Origin of the sequence: Kineococcus haloalkalitolerans (assembly GCF_050871905.1) — a bacterium.
Classification (GTDB): domain Bacteria; phylum Actinomycetota; class Actinomycetes; order Actinomycetales; family Kineococcaceae; genus Kineococcus.
In genome coordinates this window covers 1-19,005 of record NZ_JBJLSH010000062.1, presented here as the reverse complement: position 1 = coordinate 19,005, position 19,005 = coordinate 1, and the positions used below count along the sequence as shown (strand labels likewise).

At 76.4% G+C, this 19,005-nt stretch carries 22 protein-coding genes, 1 pseudogene and 1 riboswitch; of the genes and pseudogenes, 10 read left to right on the top strand and 13 right to left on the bottom strand.

Going from position 1 to position 19,005, the window contains the following annotated elements; genetic code table 11:
* Window positions 1-56: 56 nt before the first annotated feature.
* Both ACRYMY_RS18070 and ACRYMY_RS18065 read right to left on the bottom strand, forming a co-directional pair.
* Window positions 57-536 carry an FBP domain-containing protein gene (locus ACRYMY_RS18070; RefSeq protein WP_432548605.1) on the bottom strand — a complete coding sequence of 160 codons (480 nt, stop codon included), beginning with the start codon at window positions 534-536 and terminating at the stop codon, window positions 57-59.
* A gap of 53 nt (window positions 537-589) precedes the next feature.
* Window positions 590-904: a DMT family transporter gene (locus ACRYMY_RS18065; protein ID WP_432548604.1), complete on the bottom strand. Its 315-nt coding sequence runs from the start codon at window positions 902-904 to the stop codon at window positions 590-592.
* A gap of 12 nt (window positions 905-916) precedes the next feature.
* Window positions 917-981, bottom strand: a riboswitch (guanidine-III (ykkC-III) riboswitch).
* 94 nt (window positions 982-1,075) lie between these two features.
* Here ACRYMY_RS18065 and ACRYMY_RS18060 point away from each other — a divergent pair.
* The 3 genes from ACRYMY_RS18060 to ACRYMY_RS18050 are packed head-to-tail and all read left to right on the top strand — an operon-like array spanning window position 1,076 to window position 3,845.
* Complete coding sequence (locus ACRYMY_RS18060; protein WP_432548603.1) at window positions 1,076-2,116, top strand: metal ABC transporter solute-binding protein, Zn/Mn family; 1,041 nt, start codon at window positions 1,076-1,078, stop codon at window positions 2,114-2,116.
* Complete coding sequence (locus ACRYMY_RS18055) at window positions 2,113-2,955, top strand: metal ABC transporter ATP-binding protein (RefSeq protein WP_432548602.1); 843 nt, start codon at window positions 2,113-2,115, stop codon at window positions 2,953-2,955. The genes ACRYMY_RS18060 and ACRYMY_RS18055 overlap by 4 nt, the downstream gene beginning before the upstream one ends.
* Window positions 2,955-3,845, top strand: coding sequence for a metal ABC transporter permease (locus tag ACRYMY_RS18050; protein ID WP_432548601.1), 891 nt, complete (start codon window positions 2,955-2,957; stop codon window positions 3,843-3,845). Before ACRYMY_RS18055 ends, ACRYMY_RS18050 begins: the two co-directional genes overlap by 1 nt.
* Window positions 3,846-3,917: 72 nt before the next feature.
* Here the strand turns inward: ACRYMY_RS18050 and ACRYMY_RS18045 are convergent, their stop codons facing one another.
* From ACRYMY_RS18045 to rpmB, 5 genes are all read right to left on the bottom strand, one after another.
* Window positions 3,918-4,421: a GNAT family N-acetyltransferase gene (locus ACRYMY_RS18045; RefSeq protein ID WP_432548600.1), complete on the bottom strand. Its 504-nt coding sequence runs from the start codon at window positions 4,419-4,421 to the stop codon at window positions 3,918-3,920.
* Window positions 4,422-4,497: 76 nt separating this feature from the next.
* Window positions 4,498-4,620, bottom strand: coding sequence for a type B 50S ribosomal protein L36 (gene ykgO, locus ACRYMY_RS18040; protein WP_369056327.1), 123 nt, complete (start codon window positions 4,618-4,620; stop codon window positions 4,498-4,500).
* Between the two features lie 13 nt (window positions 4,621-4,633).
* A complete protein-coding gene (gene rpsN, locus ACRYMY_RS18035; protein WP_432548599.1) occupies window positions 4,634-4,939 on the bottom strand; it encodes a 30S ribosomal protein S14 in 306 nt (101 codons plus the stop codon).
* Window positions 4,939-5,106, bottom strand: coding sequence for a 50S ribosomal protein L33 (rpmG, locus tag ACRYMY_RS18030; protein WP_432548598.1), 168 nt, complete (start codon window positions 5,104-5,106; stop codon window positions 4,939-4,941). The genes rpsN and rpmG overlap by 1 nt, the downstream gene beginning before the upstream one ends.
* A complete protein-coding gene (gene rpmB / locus ACRYMY_RS18025) occupies window positions 5,106-5,339 on the bottom strand; it encodes a 50S ribosomal protein L28 (RefSeq protein ID WP_432548597.1) in 234 nt (77 codons plus the stop codon). Before rpmB ends, rpmG begins: the two co-directional genes overlap by 1 nt.
* A gap of 75 nt (window positions 5,340-5,414) precedes the next feature.
* Here rpmB and ACRYMY_RS18020 point away from each other — a divergent pair, with 75 nt between their 5' ends.
* From ACRYMY_RS18020 to ACRYMY_RS18005, 4 genes are all read left to right on the top strand, one after another.
* Window positions 5,415-5,666, top strand: a complete 252-nt coding sequence (locus tag ACRYMY_RS18020) for a type B 50S ribosomal protein L31 (RefSeq protein ID WP_432548596.1) — start codon at window positions 5,415-5,417, stop codon at window positions 5,664-5,666.
* 77 nt (window positions 5,667-5,743) lie between these two features.
* Complete coding sequence (locus ACRYMY_RS18015; protein WP_432548595.1) at window positions 5,744-6,022, top strand: DUF1490 family protein; 279 nt, start codon at window positions 5,744-5,746, stop codon at window positions 6,020-6,022.
* A 4-nt stretch (window positions 6,023-6,026) separates the two neighbouring features.
* Complete coding sequence (locus tag ACRYMY_RS18010) at window positions 6,027-8,213, top strand: heavy metal translocating P-type ATPase (protein ID WP_432548594.1); 2,187 nt, start codon at window positions 6,027-6,029, stop codon at window positions 8,211-8,213.
* A gap of 252 nt (window positions 8,214-8,465) precedes the next feature.
* Window positions 8,466-9,653: a YibE/F family protein gene (locus tag ACRYMY_RS18005; protein WP_432548593.1), complete on the top strand. Its 1,188-nt coding sequence runs from the start codon at window positions 8,466-8,468 to the stop codon at window positions 9,651-9,653.
* Here the strand turns inward: ACRYMY_RS18005 and treS are convergent.
* Complete coding sequence (gene treS / locus ACRYMY_RS18000) at window positions 9,640-11,919, bottom strand: maltose alpha-D-glucosyltransferase (RefSeq protein WP_432548592.1); 2,280 nt, start codon at window positions 11,917-11,919, stop codon at window positions 9,640-9,642. The genes ACRYMY_RS18005 and treS overlap by 14 nt on opposite strands.
* A 91-nt stretch (window positions 11,920-12,010) precedes the next feature.
* Window positions 12,011-12,961 carry an LLM class flavin-dependent oxidoreductase gene (locus ACRYMY_RS17995; RefSeq protein WP_432548607.1) on the bottom strand — a complete coding sequence of 317 codons (951 nt, stop codon included), beginning with the start codon at window positions 12,959-12,961 and terminating at the stop codon, window positions 12,011-12,013.
* Between the two features lie 202 nt (window positions 12,962-13,163).
* Between ACRYMY_RS17995 and ACRYMY_RS17990 the strand changes: the two genes are divergently transcribed.
* Both ACRYMY_RS17990 and ppk2 read left to right on the top strand, forming a co-directional pair.
* Complete coding sequence (locus ACRYMY_RS17990; RefSeq protein ID WP_432548591.1) at window positions 13,164-13,391, top strand: hypothetical protein; 228 nt, start codon at window positions 13,164-13,166, stop codon at window positions 13,389-13,391.
* A 15-nt stretch (window positions 13,392-13,406) separates the two neighbouring features.
* Entirely contained in the window at window positions 13,407-14,294 is an 888-nt protein-coding gene (ppk2, locus tag ACRYMY_RS17985; protein WP_432548606.1) for a polyphosphate kinase 2, read from the top strand.
* Window positions 14,295-14,333: 39 nt separating this feature from the next.
* On the opposite strand, the pseudogene ACRYMY_RS17980 reads toward ppk2, so the two are convergent.
* A pseudogene (locus tag ACRYMY_RS17980) lies at window positions 14,334-15,587 on the bottom strand (Nramp family divalent metal transporter); the annotation flags it as partial.
* A gap of 58 nt (window positions 15,588-15,645) precedes the next feature.
* A complete protein-coding gene (locus ACRYMY_RS17975) occupies window positions 15,646-15,966 on the bottom strand; it encodes a hypothetical protein (RefSeq protein ID WP_432548590.1) in 321 nt (106 codons plus the stop codon).
* A 292-nt stretch (window positions 15,967-16,258) separates the two neighbouring features.
* Between ACRYMY_RS17975 and ACRYMY_RS17970 the strand changes: the two genes are divergently transcribed.
* Window positions 16,259-16,462, top strand: coding sequence for a cold-shock protein (locus tag ACRYMY_RS17970; RefSeq protein WP_369056314.1), 204 nt, complete (start codon window positions 16,259-16,261; stop codon window positions 16,460-16,462).
* 63 nt (window positions 16,463-16,525) lie between these two features.
* Here ACRYMY_RS17970 and ACRYMY_RS17965 read toward each other — a convergent pair whose 3' ends face one another.
* Together ACRYMY_RS17965 and ACRYMY_RS17960 are read right to left on the bottom strand one after the other, a co-directional pair.
* Complete coding sequence (locus tag ACRYMY_RS17965; protein WP_432548589.1) at window positions 16,526-18,112, bottom strand: hypothetical protein; 1,587 nt, start codon at window positions 18,110-18,112, stop codon at window positions 16,526-16,528.
* Window positions 18,088-19,005 (bottom strand): ABC transporter ATP-binding protein (locus tag ACRYMY_RS17960; RefSeq protein WP_432548588.1); only part of this gene is annotated, 918 nt, incomplete at its 5' end. The genes ACRYMY_RS17960 and ACRYMY_RS17965, both read right to left, overlap by 25 nt.

Genomic DNA, 19,005 nt, shown 5'->3' with positions numbered 1-19,005 from the left:
GCCGTGATCTTGCAGGGTTTCCCAGCAAGATCACGGCGGGGAGGGGTGCGGGGACCTCAGGGGGCGGTGGCCAGGACGGTGGCGACGAAGGCCCCGGCGCGCTCGGCGAGCGCCGCGAGCCGCTCCTCCGGCGTGCGGCCGGGGTCCGGGCGCAGCGACGCCGAGGGGCGCGCGAGGGTGGCGCGGGCGCAGTCCAGGTCGCTGCACGCGTACACGCCGACGGTGTCCCCGCGCCGGCCGGCGGCCCCGGCGCGCGCGGCCGCGAACAGGGTCACGTCCCCGGGGCCGCGGGTGGTGCGGCACAGGTCGCACATCGCGGCGCCGCGCACGCCGCCGCCGGAGGGGGCGCGCAGCGCGACGCCGACGGGGTCGCGGCCCTCCGCGGTGACGACGAGGTAGCCGCGCTCGGGGGCCTTCGGGTCGCGCCAGCCGACCACGTCGCCGGCGGGCAGGTCGCCCGCGGCGACCCACGGCGCGAGGTTCGCCCGCGACGCCTCGCCCCTGCTGCAGTTCACCAGCGCCCGCCGCACGTCCACGGCACCAGGAGTACCCGGTGCCGGTGCGCCCGGGCAACGGGTTTCCCGCCGGGTCAGTGGACGACCTTGAGCCCCACGACCCCGGCGACGATGAGCAGCAGGCAGACGATCCGCGCCACGGTCACCGGGTCGCCGAGGGCGACCATGCCGTAGGTGGCGGTGCCCACGGCGCCGATGCCCACCCACACCGCGTACGCCGTGCCGACCGGCAGCGAGCGCAGCGACCACCCCAGCCCGGCCATGCTGCCCGCCAGGGCGAGCGCGAAGACGACCAGCGGGACGGGCCGGGAGAACCCCCGGACGGAGGCGAGCGCGGACGCCCACACCGTCTCGAGCACCCCGGACACGACGAGCACGACCCAGGCCACGACGACCACTCCTCGGCACCGTCTTGTCGCTGTCCGGGTACGGCGCGCTCGTCCGGGGAGGCTCGGCGCCTCCTGGCCGCGGACGGTAGCAACCGGGCGGCTCCCGGCGCCGCCCGGCGGGCTTACCCTGGCCGAGAACCGTTCCCATCCCCACCACGTCCGGGAGTCGCCGTGCCGCGCCCGCGCACCACCCGCACCACGCTGCCCCTCGCCCTCGCGGGGACGCTGCTGCTGTCCGCGTGCGGCGGCGGCACCACCACCGGGCAGGCCGGCGGCACCACCGGCGGCTCCGGCGACGCCGCGGGCCCCGCGCTGAGCGTCGTGGCCTCCACCGACGTCTACGGCGACATCGCCGCGGCCGTGGCCGGCGACGCCGCCGAGGTCACCTCGATCATCAGCGGCGGCAACGTGGACCCGCACTCCTACGAGGGCACGACCCGCGACCAGCTGGCCCTCTCGCGCGCGGACGTCGTCGTGAAGAACGGCGGCGGCTACGACAGCTTCGTCGACACGATGCTCGAGGCGTCCGGCACGGGCGCCGTGGTCGTGGACGCCGTCGAGGTCTCCGGGCTGGACACCGGCGAGGACGAGCACGCCGGGGACGAGCACGCCGGGGAGGAGCACGCCGGGGAGGAGCACGCCGGCGAGCACGCCCACGAGGACGAGCACGAGGGCCACGACCACGGCGCGTTCAACGAGCACGTCTGGTACGACCTGGCCACGGTGCGCGCCGTCGCCGCCGCCGTCGAGGACGCCCTCGCGCAGGCCTCCCCCGACGACGCGGAGACCTTCGCCGCCAACGCCCGCGCCTTCGACGAGCAGGTGTCCGCGCTGCAGGAGCGCGTCGAGCAGGAGGCGGCGGCGCTCGGCGCCCCCGCCGTCGCGGTGACCGAGCCGGTCCCGCTGTACCTGCTGGAGGACCTCGGCGCGCAGGACCTCACCCCGGCGGAGTTCAGCCGCGCCGTCGAGGAGGACTCCGACGCGCCGGTGGCGGTGCTGCAGGAGACCCTGGCGCTGTTCACCGGGGAGCAGGTGCGTGCGCTCGTCCTCAACGAGCAGACCGAGAGCGCGCAGACCGACCAGGTGCGCGAGGCCGCCGAGGCGGCGCAGGTCGCGGTCGTCCCCGTGACGGAGACGCTGCCCGAGGGCGAGGACTACGTGTCGTGGATGGAGCGGAACGTGGACGCGCTCGTGGCGGCCCTGCGGGCGTGAGCGCCCCGTCGACCCACCGCGGCCGGGCGGCGAGCACCGCCGCGTCACCGCCGGCGCTGCGGCTGCGCGGCGCGGGGCTGGCGTTCGGGTCCCGCGTCCTGTGGTCGGGCCTCGACCTGGACGTGGCGCCCGGCGAGTTCGTCGCCGTGCTCGGCGCCAACGGCGCGGGCAAGTCCAGCCTGCTCAAGGCCGTCCTGGGCCAGCGGCGGCTGACCGCCGGTGCCGTGGAGGTCGCCGGCCGTCCGGTGCGCCGCGGCAGCCGCGACGTCGGCTACGTCCCCCAGCAGAAGGGCGTGCCCGTCGACCTGCCGCTGCGCGCGCGGGACTTCGTGCGCCTGGGCCTGGACGGGCACCGCTGGGGCCTGCCGCTGCCCTCGCGCGGGGCGCGCGCCGCGGTGGACCGCGTCCTGGCCGACGTGGGCGCCACCGCGTACGCCGACGAACCGGTCGGGCGCCTGTCCGGCGGGGAGCAGCAGCGGCTGCGGGTGGCGCAGGCCGTCGTCGGCGACCCGGCGCTGCTGCTGTGCGACGAGCCGCTGCTGTCGCTGGACCTGCACCACCAGCGGGCCGTCAGCGCCCTCGTCGACGCCTCGCGCCGGCGCACCGGGGCGGCGGTCCTGTTCGTCACCCACGACGTCAACCCGGTCCTGCCGTACGCGGACCGGGTGCTGTACCTGGCCGCGGGCCGGTTCCGGGTCGGCCCGCCCGGGGAGGTCATGACCTCGGCGACGCTGAGCGAGCTGTACGGCTCGCCGGTGGAGGTGCTGCGCTCCGGTGACCGCCTGCTCGTGGCGGGCGCCGCCGCGCCGCCGGACCACCCGCACGAGGAGGTGTCCTGATGGACGCGCTGTCCGGGGTCTTCGACTTCAGCGACTACGGCGCCCTGCTGTCGCTGGTGCGCAACACGCTGTGGGCGGGGCTGCTGCTGGGGCTGGTCGGCGGGCTGGTCGGGGTGTTCGTCGTCTCGCGGGACCTGCCGTTCGCGGTGCACGGGATCAGCGAGCTGAGCTTCGCGGGCGGTGCGGCGGCGCTGCTGCTGGGCGTGGACGTGGTCACCGGCTCGCTCGTGGGGTCGGTGCTGGCGGCGACGCTGTTCGGGGTGCTGGGGGCGCGGGCGCGCGACCACAACTCCGCCGTCGGCGTCCTCATGCCGTTCGGGCTGGGCCTGGGCGTGCTGTTCCTGTCGCTGTACGAGGGGCGGGCGTCGAACAAGTTCGGCCTGCTGACCGGTCAGGTGGTCGCGGTCGCCGACGTGCAGCTGGCGGCGCTGGCGGGGATCGCCGTGGTGGTGCTGGCGGCGCTGGCGGTGCTGTGGCGTCCGCTGCTGTTCGCCAGCCTGGACGCGGACGTCGCGCAGGCGCGCGGGGTGCCGGTGGGGCTGCTGGCGCCGGCGTTCACGCTGGTGCTGGGCCTGGCGGTGGCGATGAGCGTGCAGGTCGTGGGCGCGCTGCTGGTGCTGGCGCTGCTGGTGACGCCGGCCGCGGCGGCCGTGCGGGTCAGCTCATCGCCGGTCGTGGTGCCGCTGCTGTCGGTGGCGTTCGCGACGACGGCGATGGTCGGCGGCACGCTGGTGGCGCTGGGCACGACGATCCCCATCAGCCCGTTCGTGACGACGATCTCGTTCCTCATCTACCTGGCGTGCCGGCTCGTGGCGCGCCTGCGCCGGCCGGCCGACCGTCCCGCCGCCCCCGCGGTGCCGTCCCCGGCGCCCGAGCCCGCGACCCCCTGACCCGCCGTCCTCTCCACGCCTCCCCTCCGTGATCTTGCAGGGATTCCCAGCAAGATCACGGAGGTGTGAGGGTCAGGGAGCGAGGGGCTTGGCGAGCCAGACCTGCGCGTCGGGGTTGTCGTTGTAGGGCTCGACCTCGGCGTACCCGGCGCGCGCGTACAGCGCCAGGGCCGCGACGAGCTCGCGGCGGGTGTCCAGCACCACGCGCTCGGCGCCGCGCGCGCGGGCCCACTCCTCGGCGGCCTCCAGCAGCCGCCCGCCCAGGCGCAGCCCGCGGGCGGCCGGCGCCACGTACAGCCGCTTGACCTCCGCGGTGCCCGCGTCGAGCAGGCGCACCCCGACGCAGCCGACGTCGCCGCCGCGGGCGGCGGCCACGAGGAACGTCCCGCGCGGGGCCGCGAGGCTGTCCTCGTCCCCGGCGGGCACCCCGCTCCCGGCGTCCAGCCCGCACGCCGCGGCGACGTCGGTCCAGTACGCCTCGCGCAGCCGCCGCCCGGCGGGGGACGCGGGGTCCTCCGTCCGCAGCGCCACGGGCTCGGGGGCGGTCTCGGGGGCGGGGCGCTCGGCGGTGCTCACCCCGGCATCCTCCCCTCCCACCCGCCGTGATCCCGCTGGGAGTCCCTGCAAGATCACGGTGGGGGTGGGGCGGGGGTCAGCCCTGGCGGGCCTTCCAGCGCGGGTCGCGCTTGTTGATGACGTACGTCCTGCCCCGCCGCCGCACGACGATCGAGCCCGGCTTGCCCTTGAGCGCCTTCAGCGACGCGCGCACCTTCACCCTCGGTCCCCCCTCACCAGCTCGACTTCGTGACGCCGGGCAGCTGCCCGGCGTGGGCCATCTCCCGCAGCTTGATCCGCGAGAGGCCGAACGCCCGGACGTGCCCGCGGGGCCGGCCGTCGACGGCGTCGCGGTTGCGCACGCGCACGGGGCTGGCGTCGCGGGGCAGCCGCTGCAGGGCCGCGCGGGCGGCGGCGCGCTCCTCCTCGGTGGCGCTCGCGGCGGTCGCGGTGCGCTTGAGCTCGGCGCGGCGGACGGCGTAGCGGGCGACGACGGCCCGCCGCTGCTCGTTCTTGACGACCTTGCTGGTCTTGGCCATCAGCGCTCCTCGCGGAAGTCGACGTGCCGGCGCACGACGGGGTCGTACTTGCGCACGACGAGGCGGTCGGGGTCGTTGCGGCGGTTCTTGCGGGTGACGTACGTGTAACCGGTGCCGGCCGTGGACCGGACCTTGATCACGGGGCGGACGTCGGTGTGCTTGGCCATCAGAGCTCTCCTCGGCGCTGCAGGTCGGCGACCACCGCCTCGATGCCGCGGCGGTCGATGGTCTTGATGCCCCGGGCGGAGACCGTGAGCTTCACGTTCCGGCCCAGCGAGGGCACCCAGTAGGTCTTGCGCTGGACGTTGGGGTCCCAGCGCCGGCTGGTGCGGCGGTGGGAGTGGGACACGGACTTGCCGAAGCCGGGGACGGCTCCGGTCACCTGGCACCGCGCGGGCACGGGCTCCTCCTCGGGGTGGACGTCCCGTGCAACACTACCGCTACCGACAATCATTCCCGACTGGAGGAGGTCCCCGTGAAGGACGGCATCCACCCCGCCTACGGCCCCGTCGTCTTCCGCGACCGGTCCGCCGGCGTCGCGTTCCTGTCCCGCTCCACGCTCGTCACCGACCGCGAGCGCGACACCGTCGAGTGGGAGGACGGGCGCACCTACCCCGTCGTCGACGTCGACGTCTCCTCCGCCAGCCACCCGTTCTGGACCGGCACCGCCCGCGTCCTGGACACCGAGGGCCGCGTCGAGAAGTTCAAGCGCCGCTACGGACGCTGAGCGGGGACCGGTCCCCCGGCGCGGCCCCGCGCGCCGTGGGACCATCGCCGCAGACCCCCGGACCCGTGGAGCAGACCGTGATCCCTCTCGCCGCCCCCCTCGGACGCCTCGTCCTCACCGCCGCCGCCTCGGCCGGCATCGTCAAGGCCGTCAGCGACGGCCGCGGCAGCGCGGCCCTGCGCCGCGTCGCCGTCGGGGGGACCAAGCTCGGCATCCGCGCCTCGCGGGCCGCGGAGGTCGGCGTCGAGCGCACCCGCCTGGGCGCCGGCGACATCGTCGCCCAGGCCTACGCCGAGCTCGGCGAGACCGCCCCCGTGCGCCAGGCGCCCGCGGCCGGTCACGACCACCAGCACTGAGCGCGTGACGGTCGTCCTCGAGCCCCTGGAGATCGTCGCCTGCGCCGCCGGCCGGGTGCGCCTGCGGGCCGCCTGGCTGCGGCGCAGCCCGGCCCGCGCGGTGGCCGCCGAGGACGCCGCCGAGCTGGTCCCCGGCGTGCGCCGGGCGACCGCCTACCCCGCCACGGGCGGCGTGGTCGTCCACTACGACCCCGACGTCCTGGGCGAGCACGCCGCCGAGCGCATCGCCGCGGCCGTCGTCGCCTCGGCCACCGTGCCCGCCGACGCCCCCGCCGAGCGCGCCCCGCGCTCGGCGGACGTGCGCAACGGCGAGGTCGCCCGCATCGCCGTCGGCGGCCTGGCCCTGCTCGGCCTGGGCGTGCGGCGGTACGGCTTCGGCCGCCCCGCGCTGCTCGGGCCCACCTCGCGGCTGGTCGCCACGGGCGTGACGATCTTCTCCGGGTACCCGTTCCTCAAGGGCGCCGTCGGCGCGCTCGCCGGCCGGCGCAGCGCCGGCACCGACGCCCTCGTCTCCGCGGCCACCGTCGCCAGCCTCCTGCTGCGCGAGAACGTCGTCGCCCTCACGGTCCTGTGGCTGTTGAACATCGGCGAGTACCTGCAGGACCTCACGCTGCGGCGCACCCGCCGCGCCATCGCCGACCTGCTCAGCGGCAGCGAGACCACCGCCTGGGTGCGCACCGACGTCGACGGGCAGGCCGTGGAGCGGCAGGTGCCGCTGGAGGACCTGCACCCCGGCGACCTCGTCGTCGTCCACGACCAGTCCACGGTCGCCGTGGACGGGGAAGTCGTCGAGGGCGAGGCCGTCGTCGACCAGGCCGCGCTCACCGGCGAGAACCTGCCCGTGCAGCGCACCGTCGGCGACACCGTCCTGGCCGGCAGCGTCGTCCTGCGCGGGCGCCTCGTCGTGCGCGCCACCGCCACGGGCGCCGAGACCGCCGTGGGCCGCATCATCGCCCGCGTCGAGGAGGCCCAGGACGACCGCGCGCCCGTGCAGACCGTCGGCGACGCGTTCAGCCGCAGGTTCGTGCCCGCCTCGTTCGCGCTGAGCCTGCTGACCCTGCTCGTCACCCGCGACGTGCGGCGGGCCATGACGATGCTGCTCATCGCCTGCCCGTGCGCGGTGGGCCTGGCCACGCCGACGGCCATCAGCGCCGCCATCGGCAACGGCGCGCGCCGCGGCATCCTCGTCAAGGGCGGCTCGCACCTGGAGGCCGCCGGCCGCGTCGACGCGTTCGTCTTCGACAAGACCGGCACGCTGACCGTCGGGCGCCCCGTCGTGACGAACGTGCTGTCGTTCCGCGACGACTGGACGCCCGAGGAGGTGCTCAGCGAGGCCGCGAACTCCGAGGTGCACTCCAAGCACCCGCTCGCGCAGGCCGTCATCCGCTCCACCGAGGAGCGCCACCTCGTCATCCCCACCCACGAGGAGTGCGAGGTCATCCTCGGCCTGGGGATGCGGGTGCAGGCCAGCGGCCGCGTGCTGCTCGTCGGCAGCACCGGGCTCATGGAGCGCGAGGGCGTGCCCGTGGACGAGCACGCCCGGGGCTGGGTGGACGAGCTGCAGGCGGCGGCCGAGACGCCGCTGCTGCTGGCCGTCGACGGGGTCCTCACGGGTCTGGTGAGCCTGCGCGACGAGGTGCGGCCGGAGGCCGTCGAGGTGCTGGAGGCGTTGCGCCGCAGCGGGGTCCGGCGGATCGTCATGCTCACCGGCGACAACCCGCGCACGGCGGCCGCGGTGGCCGCCGAGCTGGGGCTGGAGGAGTTCCGGGCCGAGGTGATGCCCGAGCACAAGCAGGACGTCGTGCGGCAGCTGCAGGCCGAGGGGTACGTCGTCGCGGTCGTCGGCGACGGCACGAACGACGCCCCGGCGCTGGCGATGGCCGACCTGGGCGTGGCGATGGGACTGTCGGGCACGGACGTCGCGGTGGAGACCGCGGACGTCGCCCTCGTCGGGGACGACCTGCGCCGCCTGCTGCACCTGCGCGACCTGGGCGACCGGACGCTGACGCTGGTCCGGCAGAACTACGGCGCCTCGATCGCGGTGAACGGGCTGGGCCTCGCGCTGGGCGCGGCGGGGGCGCTCTCGCCCGTGCTGGCGGCCGTGGCGCACAACGCCTCGTCGGTGTTCGTGGCGGTGAACTCCGCGCGGCTGATCCGCTACCGCATCCCCCGCGCGCCCCGCCCCTCCTGAGGCCCTCCCCTCCCCCGTCTCCCCGCCGTGATCACGGACGGTCCAGCCCTCACCCGCCCGTGATCACCGCGGGGGTCGTGGCCACCTCCTCCGTGATCTTGCCGGGAAACCCTGCAAGATCACGGAGGGGGTGGGGGGCGTGGTGGGATGGGTGACGTGGAGCGATCGGACGACCGCGGGGCGTCGAACGCCGGGCCCGAGGGGGCCGAGGGCCTCCGCGCCGGGCACTCGCACGGCGGCCCACCGCCGGACGTGCCCACCCCGCGGGGGGTGCGGCGGCTGCTGACCGTCCTCGTGCTCCTCGCGCTGCTCGCCTCCGGCGCCGGGATCGCCGCCACGTGGCCCTCGGCCGCCGACCTGCCCGACGCCTCCGTGGCCTACACCGGCGCGCAGACCGTGCGCGGGGAGGTGGTGGCCGTCCGAGCCCGCGAGTGCCGCGGCGAGCTGGCCGAGGAGCGGCTGCCCGACGGCACCCTGCCGCGGGTGGTGCCGTGCCCGGAGGCCGACGTCCGCGTCGACGGGGACGCCGCCGCGGGTGAGGTGACCACGGTGACGGTGCCGCAGGCGGTGCACGCCGGCGGCCTGCGCGCCGGCGACGGCGTCGTGCTGCTGGAGTTCCCCGCCGCCGACGGGCAGCCGGCGACCCGCGTGTGGCAGGACGTGGACCGCCGCTGGTCGCTGGCGGTGGTCGTCGGGGTGTTCGTACTGCTGACGGTGCTCGTCGGGCGCCGCCGCGGCGCGGCCGCGCTGCTGGGGCTGGGCCTGGGCGGCGCCGCCGTCGCCTGGTACGTGCTGCCGGCGCTGCTGGCCGGCCGCGACCCGGTCGTGGTGTCGCTGAGCGCGGCCACCGCCGTCATGGGCGTCGTCCTGTACGTCACGCACGGCATCTCCACCCGCACGACGGCCGCCTACCTGGGCACGCTCGCGGGGCTGGCGGTCACGGCGGGGTTCGCGGTCCTGGCCGTCGACGCGACCGGCCTGCGCGGCCTGAGCGACGAGGAGTCGTACACCGTCTCCGTGCTCACGGGCGCGGTGGACCTGCGCGGCGTCGTGCTCGCCGGGACGCTCGTGGCGGCGCTGGGCCTGCTCAACGACGTGACGATCACGCAGGCGTCGGCGGTGTGGGAGCTGCGCGCCGCCGACCCGCGCGCCGGGTTCCGGACCCTGCTGTCGGCGGGCATGCGGGTCGGGCGCGACCACCTGGCCTCCACCGTCTACACGGTGGCGTTCGCCTACGCGGGCGCGGCGCTGCCCTCGCTGCTCCTGCTGCGCCTGTACGCGCAGCCGCTCGGGGAGGTCCTCACCTCCGCGGTGATCGCGGAGGAGCTGGTGCGCACCGCCGTCGGCGGCAGCGCCCTGGCGGTGACGGTGCCCGTGACGACGGCGCTGGCCGCCGCGGCGATCGGTGCCCGCGGCGGCCCGGCCGTCAGTCCTCGCTGAGGGTCTTCTCCCCGCCGGAGTCCGGCTGCGGCTGCAGCAGCAGCGCCATGCCGCCGTACGGCGCCAGCCACACGCCGAAGCTCTGCAGGTCGTCGACCCAGCCGATCTCCGCGCCGGCGGACAGGTCGCGCACCGGCACCCGCGGCTCGAACGCCGACGAGCGCACCGTGCCCTCGATCGGCTCGGGGCCGAAGTTCAGGACGGTGACCTGCAGGGTCGGCGTCGGGCCGGGTTCCGCGCCCGGAACCTCCACCTCGTGGACCAGGACGAGCATCGCCGGGTGCGCGACGTCGGGGACGTCGACGGTGCGGCCGGTGGCGATGCCGTACTCGCGGCGCACCGCGATGACGCGCGCGAGCCCGGACAGGAACGAGTCCGGGTCGGCCACCTGCAGGGGCAGCGACCCGTACAGGGTGCGCGCCACCGGCATCCCCGACGTGGACTCGGTGGCGTCGGGGTTGACGTCCATGAGGTCGTGCGCGCCGCGCTCGACCCAGCGGGTGTCACCGGTGGCGATGAGGTCGGACACCTTCTCCGTGGGCAGCGGCAGGCTGCCCACGAGGTCCCACCCGGACAGCGCGAACACCCCCGGCTGCCAGGCGTTGAACATCGCCAGCAGCAGGTGGGCGCGCTTGATCCGCTCGACGTCGTCGGGGGTCAGGGAGTCCAGGTCGCGGTGGCCCTGCGCGGCCGCCACCACCGAGGCCGTCGTGGAGGCGATGCCGTTGGTGGTGAACACCCGGTTGTAGGGGCCGGCCTCGCCGGTGAGCTTGTCCAGCAGGTCCTGGCGGACCTCCTCGGCCAGCTGCCCGCCGGTGACGGTGCGGCGGCGGAACGTGTACTCGTCGTCCTTGTGGGTCGTGGCCCAGTGGACGAGCTCGTACGTCAGCTCGTCGTGGTTCTGCAGCGCGTGGACGAGGGAGGCGGGGTCGATGCCCAGCTCCAGCGCCGTGCGCAGCGTCAGCCGCAGGAACTCCGTGTCCCCCGTGGCGAGGGCGTGCTGGTAGCCGGGGCGGGTGATGAAGTCGTACGACAGGTCCGCGCCGACGCGGCCGGTGTCGCGGATGTCCTCCATCGTGAGGTTCAGCTCCTGGAAGGTGAAACCCCCCACCTTGCGGACCATGCCGGCGATGAAGTGGTTCGCCGCCTCCGACAGCGGGTGCCCCTCCGACCAGGCCGGGGAACCCTCCGCGGCGCTCTTCTCCACGCCGAGGAACCCGTTGGCGTCCAGGCGCAGCGCCGAGGTGCCCAGGTCCGACAGCGAGTGCAGGGCGTCGCCGATGACCAGCCGCATCCCGGCGAAGGAGGGGTCCAGCCAGTTGATGGACGGCTGCCCGGCCTTGAAGTAGTGCAGGTACACCCAGCGGCGCATCCGGCCGTCGACGCCCAGCACGGGCGGGGTGGCCGACCAGTTCGTGTCCTTGACACCGGGGGCGTAGAAGATGACGCGCTGCAGGCGGCCGATGATGTACCCGGCCTCCTCCAGGGCGATCTCCGCCTCGGCGCTGAGGTTCGCGGCGTCCTGCCCGGCCGGCACGTCCGGCAGCAGGTGCCAGTCCTCCTCCGGGATCTCGACCATGTGGTAGATCCCGGCGTAGTCGCCGTGCTTCATCTCCGCCAGGCGGAAGTCCGCGCCCTTGCCGGTGTGGCCGGGGACGATGTCGTCGATGACGCTGCCGCCGTGGTCGGCGGCGACCTCGCACATGCGGCGGAACTCGTCCTCGGTGCCGAACGCGGGGTCGATCTCGGTGGAGACGCGGTCGAAGTGCCCGTCGACGCTGGGGGTGGTGCGCCAGCCGTCCAGGCCGCCGGCGCGCTTGACGGGGCCGGTGTGCACGGCGTCGATGCCGACCTCGGAGAAGATCTTCCACAGGTCGGGCGAGCCGAGGGAGGCCAGGAACGACTGCCCGGGCGGGTTGACCAGGGAGATCGGGTAGGCGGTGAACCAGACGGACGCCGAGTCGACGGCGCGGCGGGCGTCGGGCTCGGCGTAGGGGTTGGCCCACATCGACGACTGCCCGGACACCTGCCGGCTGAGCGCGCCGGCGTCGTGCAGCATCGACTGCTCGACGAGCCAGCGCACGTAGGCGGGGTTGCTCGCGTCGGCCGCGCCCTCGGCGGCGGCGGCGCGCGTGGCGTCGAGGCCCCGCAGCCGCGCGGTGGGCCGCGGGCGCAGGCGCCGCGGCCGCGCCGGGAAGCGCGACTCGTCGTAGGTGATCTCGCTCTCGCTGGAGGCCTCGGCCTCGGTCCGGGGCGTCTCGTCCACGCCGGTGCTCTCCCGTCTCGCCGTCCCGTCGGGGTGCGGGGTCCTCAGCGGACCACGCGGTGGATCAGCCAACCACGCGCGGCGCCTCCGCTCACCTCGGAGCGGCCGCGGCGCCGGGCAGCAGCCGCGCCAGGTCCTCCAGCGCGGCCAGCGGGTCGGGGCCGGCGGGGGCCAGGACGACGCAGGAGGTGCCGGCGTCGTGGCGGGCGGCGACGGCGGCGCGCGCCTGCTCGGGGGTGCCGGCCACGGCCAGGCGGCGCACCTGCTCGGCGCTGAGGGCGCGGGCGAAGGCGTCCGGGCCGTCGACGCCGGCGCGCACGGCGGCCAGGTCGGCGGCGATGTCCAGGGGCTCCAGGTGCGGGGCCCAGTCCGGCTCGCCCACCCACGCCAGCGCGGGGCGGACCCGCTCGAGCGCGGCGTCGGCGTCGTCGTCGACGGCGGCCACGTCGTAGCCGACGACGCGGAAGGGCCCGGTGGGGGCGGCCCGCTGCAGCGCGGCGCGCACGTACTCGGGGGTGGCGGGCTCGGCGAGCACGACGCCGTCGGCGCGCTGCCCGGCCAGCGCGAGCGAGCGCGGCCCCCGCACGCCGGCGAGGACGGGCGGCACGAGCGCCGGCGGGCTCTGCAGGCGCACGCCCTCCAGCTGCACGGCCTCGCCGGCGGTGCTGACCTCCTCGCCGCGCAGCAGCGCCCGCAGCGCGTCCAGGTGCTCGCCGAGCGCGGTCAGGGGGCGCGCGGGCCAGCTGCCGGCCTGCCGCATCCAGGCGGGCATCCCGTGCCCGAGGCCGACGTGGACGCGGCCGGGGAAGAGCTCGGCCAGGGTGCCGGCCTCCATCGCGGTGAAGGCGGCGCTGCGGGCGGCGGCGGGCAGCACGCCGATCCCGACGCGCACGCGCGCCGTGGCGGCCAGCACGGCCGCGGCCTGGGCCAGGCCCCCGCGGAAGCCGAGGTCCTCCACCACCCACAGCTCGTCGAAGCCCAGCTCGTCGGCGCGGCGGGCGAAGGGCAGCACCCGCTCGGCGGGCAGGTCGCGGGGCAGCATGACCCCGAGGTCGCGGTCCACGCGCGGACCGTACCGAGCGGGGCCGGGCGGGGCCCACCGGCACCGGACGGCCACCCGCCCGTCACCCGCGCTCCACCGGCGTCTGCTGGGGTGCGCCCGGCCGGGTGTGGACGTCCCCCGGCCCGGGTAGGACCCGAGCAGGACCCGAGCACGACGAGCGACCCTGGAGGACGACGTGTCGATGGCCGATCCCCTGCTGCCCGGTGCGGGCAGCCACCGCGCCGACGACGGCCCGGACGAGGAGGTGGCCGCGGCCGACGCCGGCCCCGGCGCCCCGCCCACCTCGGAGGGCTTCGGCCTCGGCGGCGAGGAGCACACCGCCGACGAGGACGCCCCCGCCGAGGAGGACGAGAGCGAGCAGGACCGCGCCGAGGCGGCCGCCGAGGGTCCCCTCGGCGACCAGCGCTGAGCGGGGGCCGTCGTGGTGGACCTGGTCGCGGAGGAGGGCCTGCGCGTCCTGGACGACGAGGACGAGCCCGTGCTGCTGCGCGCGGACGGCACCCCCGTGGACACCTGGCGCGAGGACTACCCGTACGGCCACCGGCTCTCCCGGGACGAGTACGACCCGGCCAAGCGGCTGCTGCAGATCGAGCTGCTGAAGCTGCAGAAGTGGGTCAAGGCGACCGGTGAGCGGCTGGTGGTGCTGTGCGAGGGCCGCGACGCGGCCGGCAAGGGCGGCACCATCAAGCGGTTCACCGAGCACCTGAACCCCCGCGGGGCGCGCGTGGTGGCGCTGGAGAAGCCCTCGGACCGCGAGTCCGGGCAGTGGTACTTCCAGCGCTACGTGGCGCACCTGCCCACCGAGGGCGAGGTCGTGCTGTTCGACCGCTCCTGGTACACCCGCGCCGGGGTGGAGCGGGTCATGGGCTTCGCCTCCGAGCGCCAGTACGAGCGGTTCATGCACCAGGCGCCGCTGTTCGAGCGGATGCTCGTCGACGACGGCGTGCACCTGGTGAAGTTCTGGTTCTCGGTGACGCGCGCCGAGCAGCGCACCCGGTTCGCGATCCGCCAGATCGACCCGGTGCGGCAGTGGAAGCTCAGCCCGATGGACCTGGCCAGCCTGGACCGCTGGGACGACTACACGGCGGCCAAGGAGGCGATGTTCGAGCGCACGGACACCGACTACGCGCCGTGGACGGTCGTGAAGACGAACGACAAGAAGCGCGCGCGGCTGGAGGCGATGCGGGTGGTGCTGCACCGCTTCGACTACGACGGCAAGGACGCCGACGTCGTCGGCGTCCCCGACCCGCAGCTCGTGGTCAGCGCCCGCTCGATCCTCGAACCGGACCGGCGGCCGATCCCCGGGGCGTGAGCGCCCGGGACCCGGTCGCCCGTCGCGCCCCCGTCGCCCTCAGCCCGCGAACGTCAGCCACAGCAGCGCGGCGTTGAGGGCGACGACGGCTGTGACGGCCACGACCGCCAGCACCTTCACCACCGGCCCGTTCGCGTGCTCGCCCATGAGGGCGCGGTCACCCGTGGCGCGCAGCAGCGGCACGAGCGCGAAGGGGATGCCGAAGCTGAGCACGACCTGGCTCAGGACGAGGGCGCGGGTGGGGTCGACGCCCGCGCCCAGGACGACGAGCGCGGGCAGGATCGTGACGAACCGCCGCCACACCAGCGGCACCCGCACGCGCAGCAGGCCCTGCATGACGATCGAGCCGGCGTAGGCGCCGACGGACGTCGAGGCCAGCCCGGAGGCCAGCAGGCCGATCGCGAACAGCAGGCCGACACCGGGCCCGATGCCGGCGACGACGGCGGCGTGCGCGCCCTCCAGGGTGTCGGTGCCCTCGACGCCGCGCAGCGCGGAGGCGGCCAGCAGCAGCATCGCGATGTTGACGCAGCCGGCGACGAGGAGCGCGCCGACGACGTCGACGCGGGTGGCGGCCAGGACGGAGCGGCGGTCGCGGCGGGCGACGGTCCCGTGGTGGTCGCGGGCGATGGCCGAGTGCAGGTAGATGGCGTGCGGCATGACGGTGGCGCCGAGCATGCTCGCGGCGAGCAGGACGGTCTCGCTGCCGGCGAAGCGGGGCACCAGCCCGGCGGCGGCCTCGGCGGGGTCGGGCGGCGCGAACGCCAGCCCGGTGACGAAGCCGACGACGACGACCACCAGCAGGGCGACGACGGCGCCCTCGAAGACGCGGGTGCTGCGCCGCTCCTGCAGCGCCAGCAGGCCCATCGAGAAGGCGCCGGTCAGCAGGCCGCCCACGAGCAGCGGGGTGCCGAACAGCAGGTGCAGGGCGACCGCGCCGCCGATGACCTCGGCGACGTCGGTGGCGGCGGCCACGAGCTCGGCCTGCCCCCAGTAGGCCAGCCGCGTCCTCCGGCCGGTCCGGTCGCGCACGACCTCCGGCAGCGTCCGGCCGCTGACGACGCTGAGCTTGGCCGACAGGTACTGCACGAGCACGGCCATCGCGTTGGCGACCACCAGCACCCACAGCAGCAGGTAGCCGTGGGCGGCGCCGGCGGTGAGGTTGGCGGCGACGTTGCCGGGGTCGACGTAGGCGATGGCGGCGACGAACGCCGGGCCGAGCATGCGCAGCAGGGAGCCGCGGCGGCGCGCGGGGGCACGGACGGGGGCGGACGTCACCCGCGCATCCTGGCACGGGACTTCGGTGCGGCGAACTCGTGACTTCGCCGGGCCTGAGGAGGAGGGCGGCCGGCGGTCAGCGACCGCGCGGGCGGCCGTGCTCCTGCCAGCGGTGGGCGGCCAGCCCGGTGGCGGCCACGAAGACGCCCCACAGGCCGCCGACGGCCCACGGCTCCCCCGCGCCCGCGCGGACCAGCACCGCCACCAGCACGACGATCACCGCGGCCGTGAGGGCGTCGCGGCGCCGGCACGACGCGGCCGGCCGCTGCGCGGGCAGCGGCGCGAGGAGGGCGGGCGCCCCCGTGGGGGCGGGCGGCGCCGCGAGCCGGGGCGGCGCGGAGCCGGGCCCGGCGCCGCCGCGCCGCGCGACCCGTCGGACGACCCCACCGGCGTGCACGCGACCACTGTCGGGCCGGTCGGGCCCGCTCGCACGCCGACCGCGGGCCGGCCGCGCGCCGACGGCGCGAGGACGATCACCGCCACGGAGGTCTTGCGCCCGGTGCGGAGGTCCGTGTTACTTTCCCCGCGGCTGCAGCTAGGCAGCTCCTCGTTCGTTCCTGAAACGCCCGCGGAGTGTGCAGCGGGCGTCGCCTGTGATCGGCACCAGCCGCGAGCAGAGTGGCGTACCACTCAGCCCGGGACCCGCAGAAGGCGCGGGACCCGCACCGACTGGAAGTGTTGGAGAAGGAATGGCCCAGGGCACCGTCAAGTGGTTCAACGCCGAGAAGGGGTACGGCTTCATCGAGCAGGACGGCGGGGGCCCCGACGTCTTCGTCCACTACTCGGCGATCGCCGGCAACGGCTACCGCTCGCTGGAGGAGAACCAGCGCGTGGAGTTCGAGGTCACGCAGGGCCAGAAGGGCCCGCAGGCCGACCAGGTCCGCGCTCTCTGAGCCACCCCTGACCCGCGCAGGCCCCCGTCCCCCTCGGGACGGGGGCCTGCGTCGTCCCGGGACTCAGGAGCGCGAGACGGTCGCCAGCACCTCGGGCGCGCGCCGGTCCAGCACCCGCCCGCCCTGGACGATCCCGGTGCGCACCGCGAGCGCGCCGGTGGCAGCTCCCAGGAGCAGCGCGAGCCAGCCCGCCCACGTCACGCCCAGCAGGGTGGCGACGGCGGCCGCCGCGGTCGGCAGCGCGACGACGGCCGTGACGAGCGTGGTGACCAGCTGCGCCACGAGGGTCGCCGCGGCCGCCCCGCGCGGCGTCTGGAAGGGGTTGCCGCCCGGCGGGGCCGCCGGGTACGGCGCCAGGGCGCTGGAGACGCAGGAGACCCCCAGCCCCGCCCCGTACAGGGCCAGCGACAGGCCCAGCACCGCCGGCAGCAGCGCCCAGCGGCCGCCGGCGGCCGCGGGCACCACCGCGAGCAGCACCACGACGGGCAGCTGCCAGCAGCCGGCGGCCAGGGCGCGCCCGGCCCGGTCGTCGCGCCCGCGCACCCCGGCGCTGACGTGCAGGGCGAACGCGGAGTGGTCGTAGGCCACGTCGTCGTGCAGCGACCAGCCCGTGAGGAAGGCGACGGCCGGGCCGGCGGCCAGCAGCCACGCGCCCACGTCCCCGCCCTGCGCGAGGGGGATCACCACGAGCAGCAGCGGCACCACCAGCAGCGAGGCCGTGCTGATGAGGTAGCGCGGGTCGCGCCGCCAGTACACGAGGCAGCGGTGGGCGACGGCGACGGCCGGGACGGCGGGCAGCCGGGCCACCAGCCGGTCGGCGAGCCCGCGCCCGGCCGTCGCGGCGGCGGCCCGCGAGGATCCCCCGGTCGGGCCGCCGCCGGCGGCGCCGAGCGCCGCGCCCCACCCCAGCAGGAGCAGCGCGAGGGTCGCCGCGGCCAGCAGCAGGCGCAGCAGCGCGGTCCCCCAGCGGCCCTGCGCGGCGTCCGCGCCCGCCGCCCACGGGTAGCCCAGCGGTGTCCACGCCACGACGTCGACGACCGCGCCCGCCAGGGCCGCCAGGTCCCCGGCGCGCGCGATGAGCACGTTGATCCCCGGGCCGGTGCTGATCAGCAGCAGGCCGCCGACGACGAGCAGGACGTCGCGGGTGCGGCGCGAGCGCAGCACGCCGGCGGCCGCGGTCGTCGTGGCCCGGGAGGCGGCCACGCACGTCAGGGTCGCCAGGAGCGCCGCGACGAGCGCCACCAGCACCGCACCGGGCGAGGTGCCCCACGTGACGGCCGTCGTCAGCGCCAGCAGCAGCGTCACGACGCCCGGCCCGCCGATCAGGCCCGCCAGCAGCAGCCCCGGCACGAGCCGGCGGCGCGGCACCCCGAAGGTGGCGAACCGGGCCGGGTCGAGCGTCTCGTCGACGCCGAAGGCCACGAGGGGGACGAGCGCCCACCCCAGGACGGCGAGCGCACCGGCGCCGACGACGACGGGGCGGGCGACGTCCACCCCGGCGAAGCGCAGCGCCACCAGGCCCGCGCCGAGCAGGACCACCACGCCCAGCCCCCACAGCAGGCCGAGCACGAGGGCGACGACCTGCCAGGGGCTGCGGCGCAGCCCGTTGCGCAGCAGGAGGAGCTTCAGGCCGACGAGTCGCGCAACCACGCCAGCCTCCCCGCCACGTCCCGGCCGCCGCCGACGAGGTCGACGAACCGCTCCTCCAGGCTGCTGCCGGCACGCACCTGCTCCAGCGTCCCCGCGGCCAGGACCCGCCCGGCGCTGATGACGGCCACGTGGTCGCACAGCCGCTGCACGAGGTCCATGACGTGGCTGGACAGCACGACGGTGCCGCCGCCGGCGACGTAGTCCTGCAGGATCGCGCGGATGGTGGCGCCGCTGACGGGGTCCACGGCCTCGAACGGCTCGTCGAGGACGAGCAGGCGCGGGGCGTGGACGAGGGCGCAGGCCAGGGCGACCTTCTTCGTCATGCCCGCGGAGTAGTCCACGACGAGGGTGCCGCCGGCGTCGGCCAGCCCGAGGGCGTCCAGCAGCTCTGCCGTGCGCTCCTCGACGACGTCGCGCGGCATCCCGCGCAGCAGCCCGGCGTAGCGGACCAGCTCGGCGCCGGTGAGGCGGTCGAACAGGCGCACCCCGTCGGGCAGGACGCCCAGGCGGCGCTTGCCGGCGTCGGGGTCGCGCCACAGGTCCTCGCCCAGCACGTGCGCGGCGCCGCCGTCGGGGCGCAGCAGCCCGGTCGCCATGGACAGGGTCGTCGTCTTGCCGGCGCCGTTGGGGCCGACGACGCCGTAGAAGGAGCCGACGGGCACGTCGAGGTCGAGGGCGTCCACGGCGGTCTTGTCCCCGAAGCGCTTGGTCAGCCCGCGCAGGGCCAGCGCCGGCGCCCCGGCGGCCGCGCCCGTCGCGGCGCTCACGCCGCGCCCCGCGCCAGCCGTGGGGGGGGGGGGGGGGGGGGGGGGGGGGGGGGGGGGGGGGGGGGGGGGGGGTGGTGGGGGTGGGGGGGGGGGGGGTGGGGCGGGAGCTGGAGTCTTGGCTGCTCT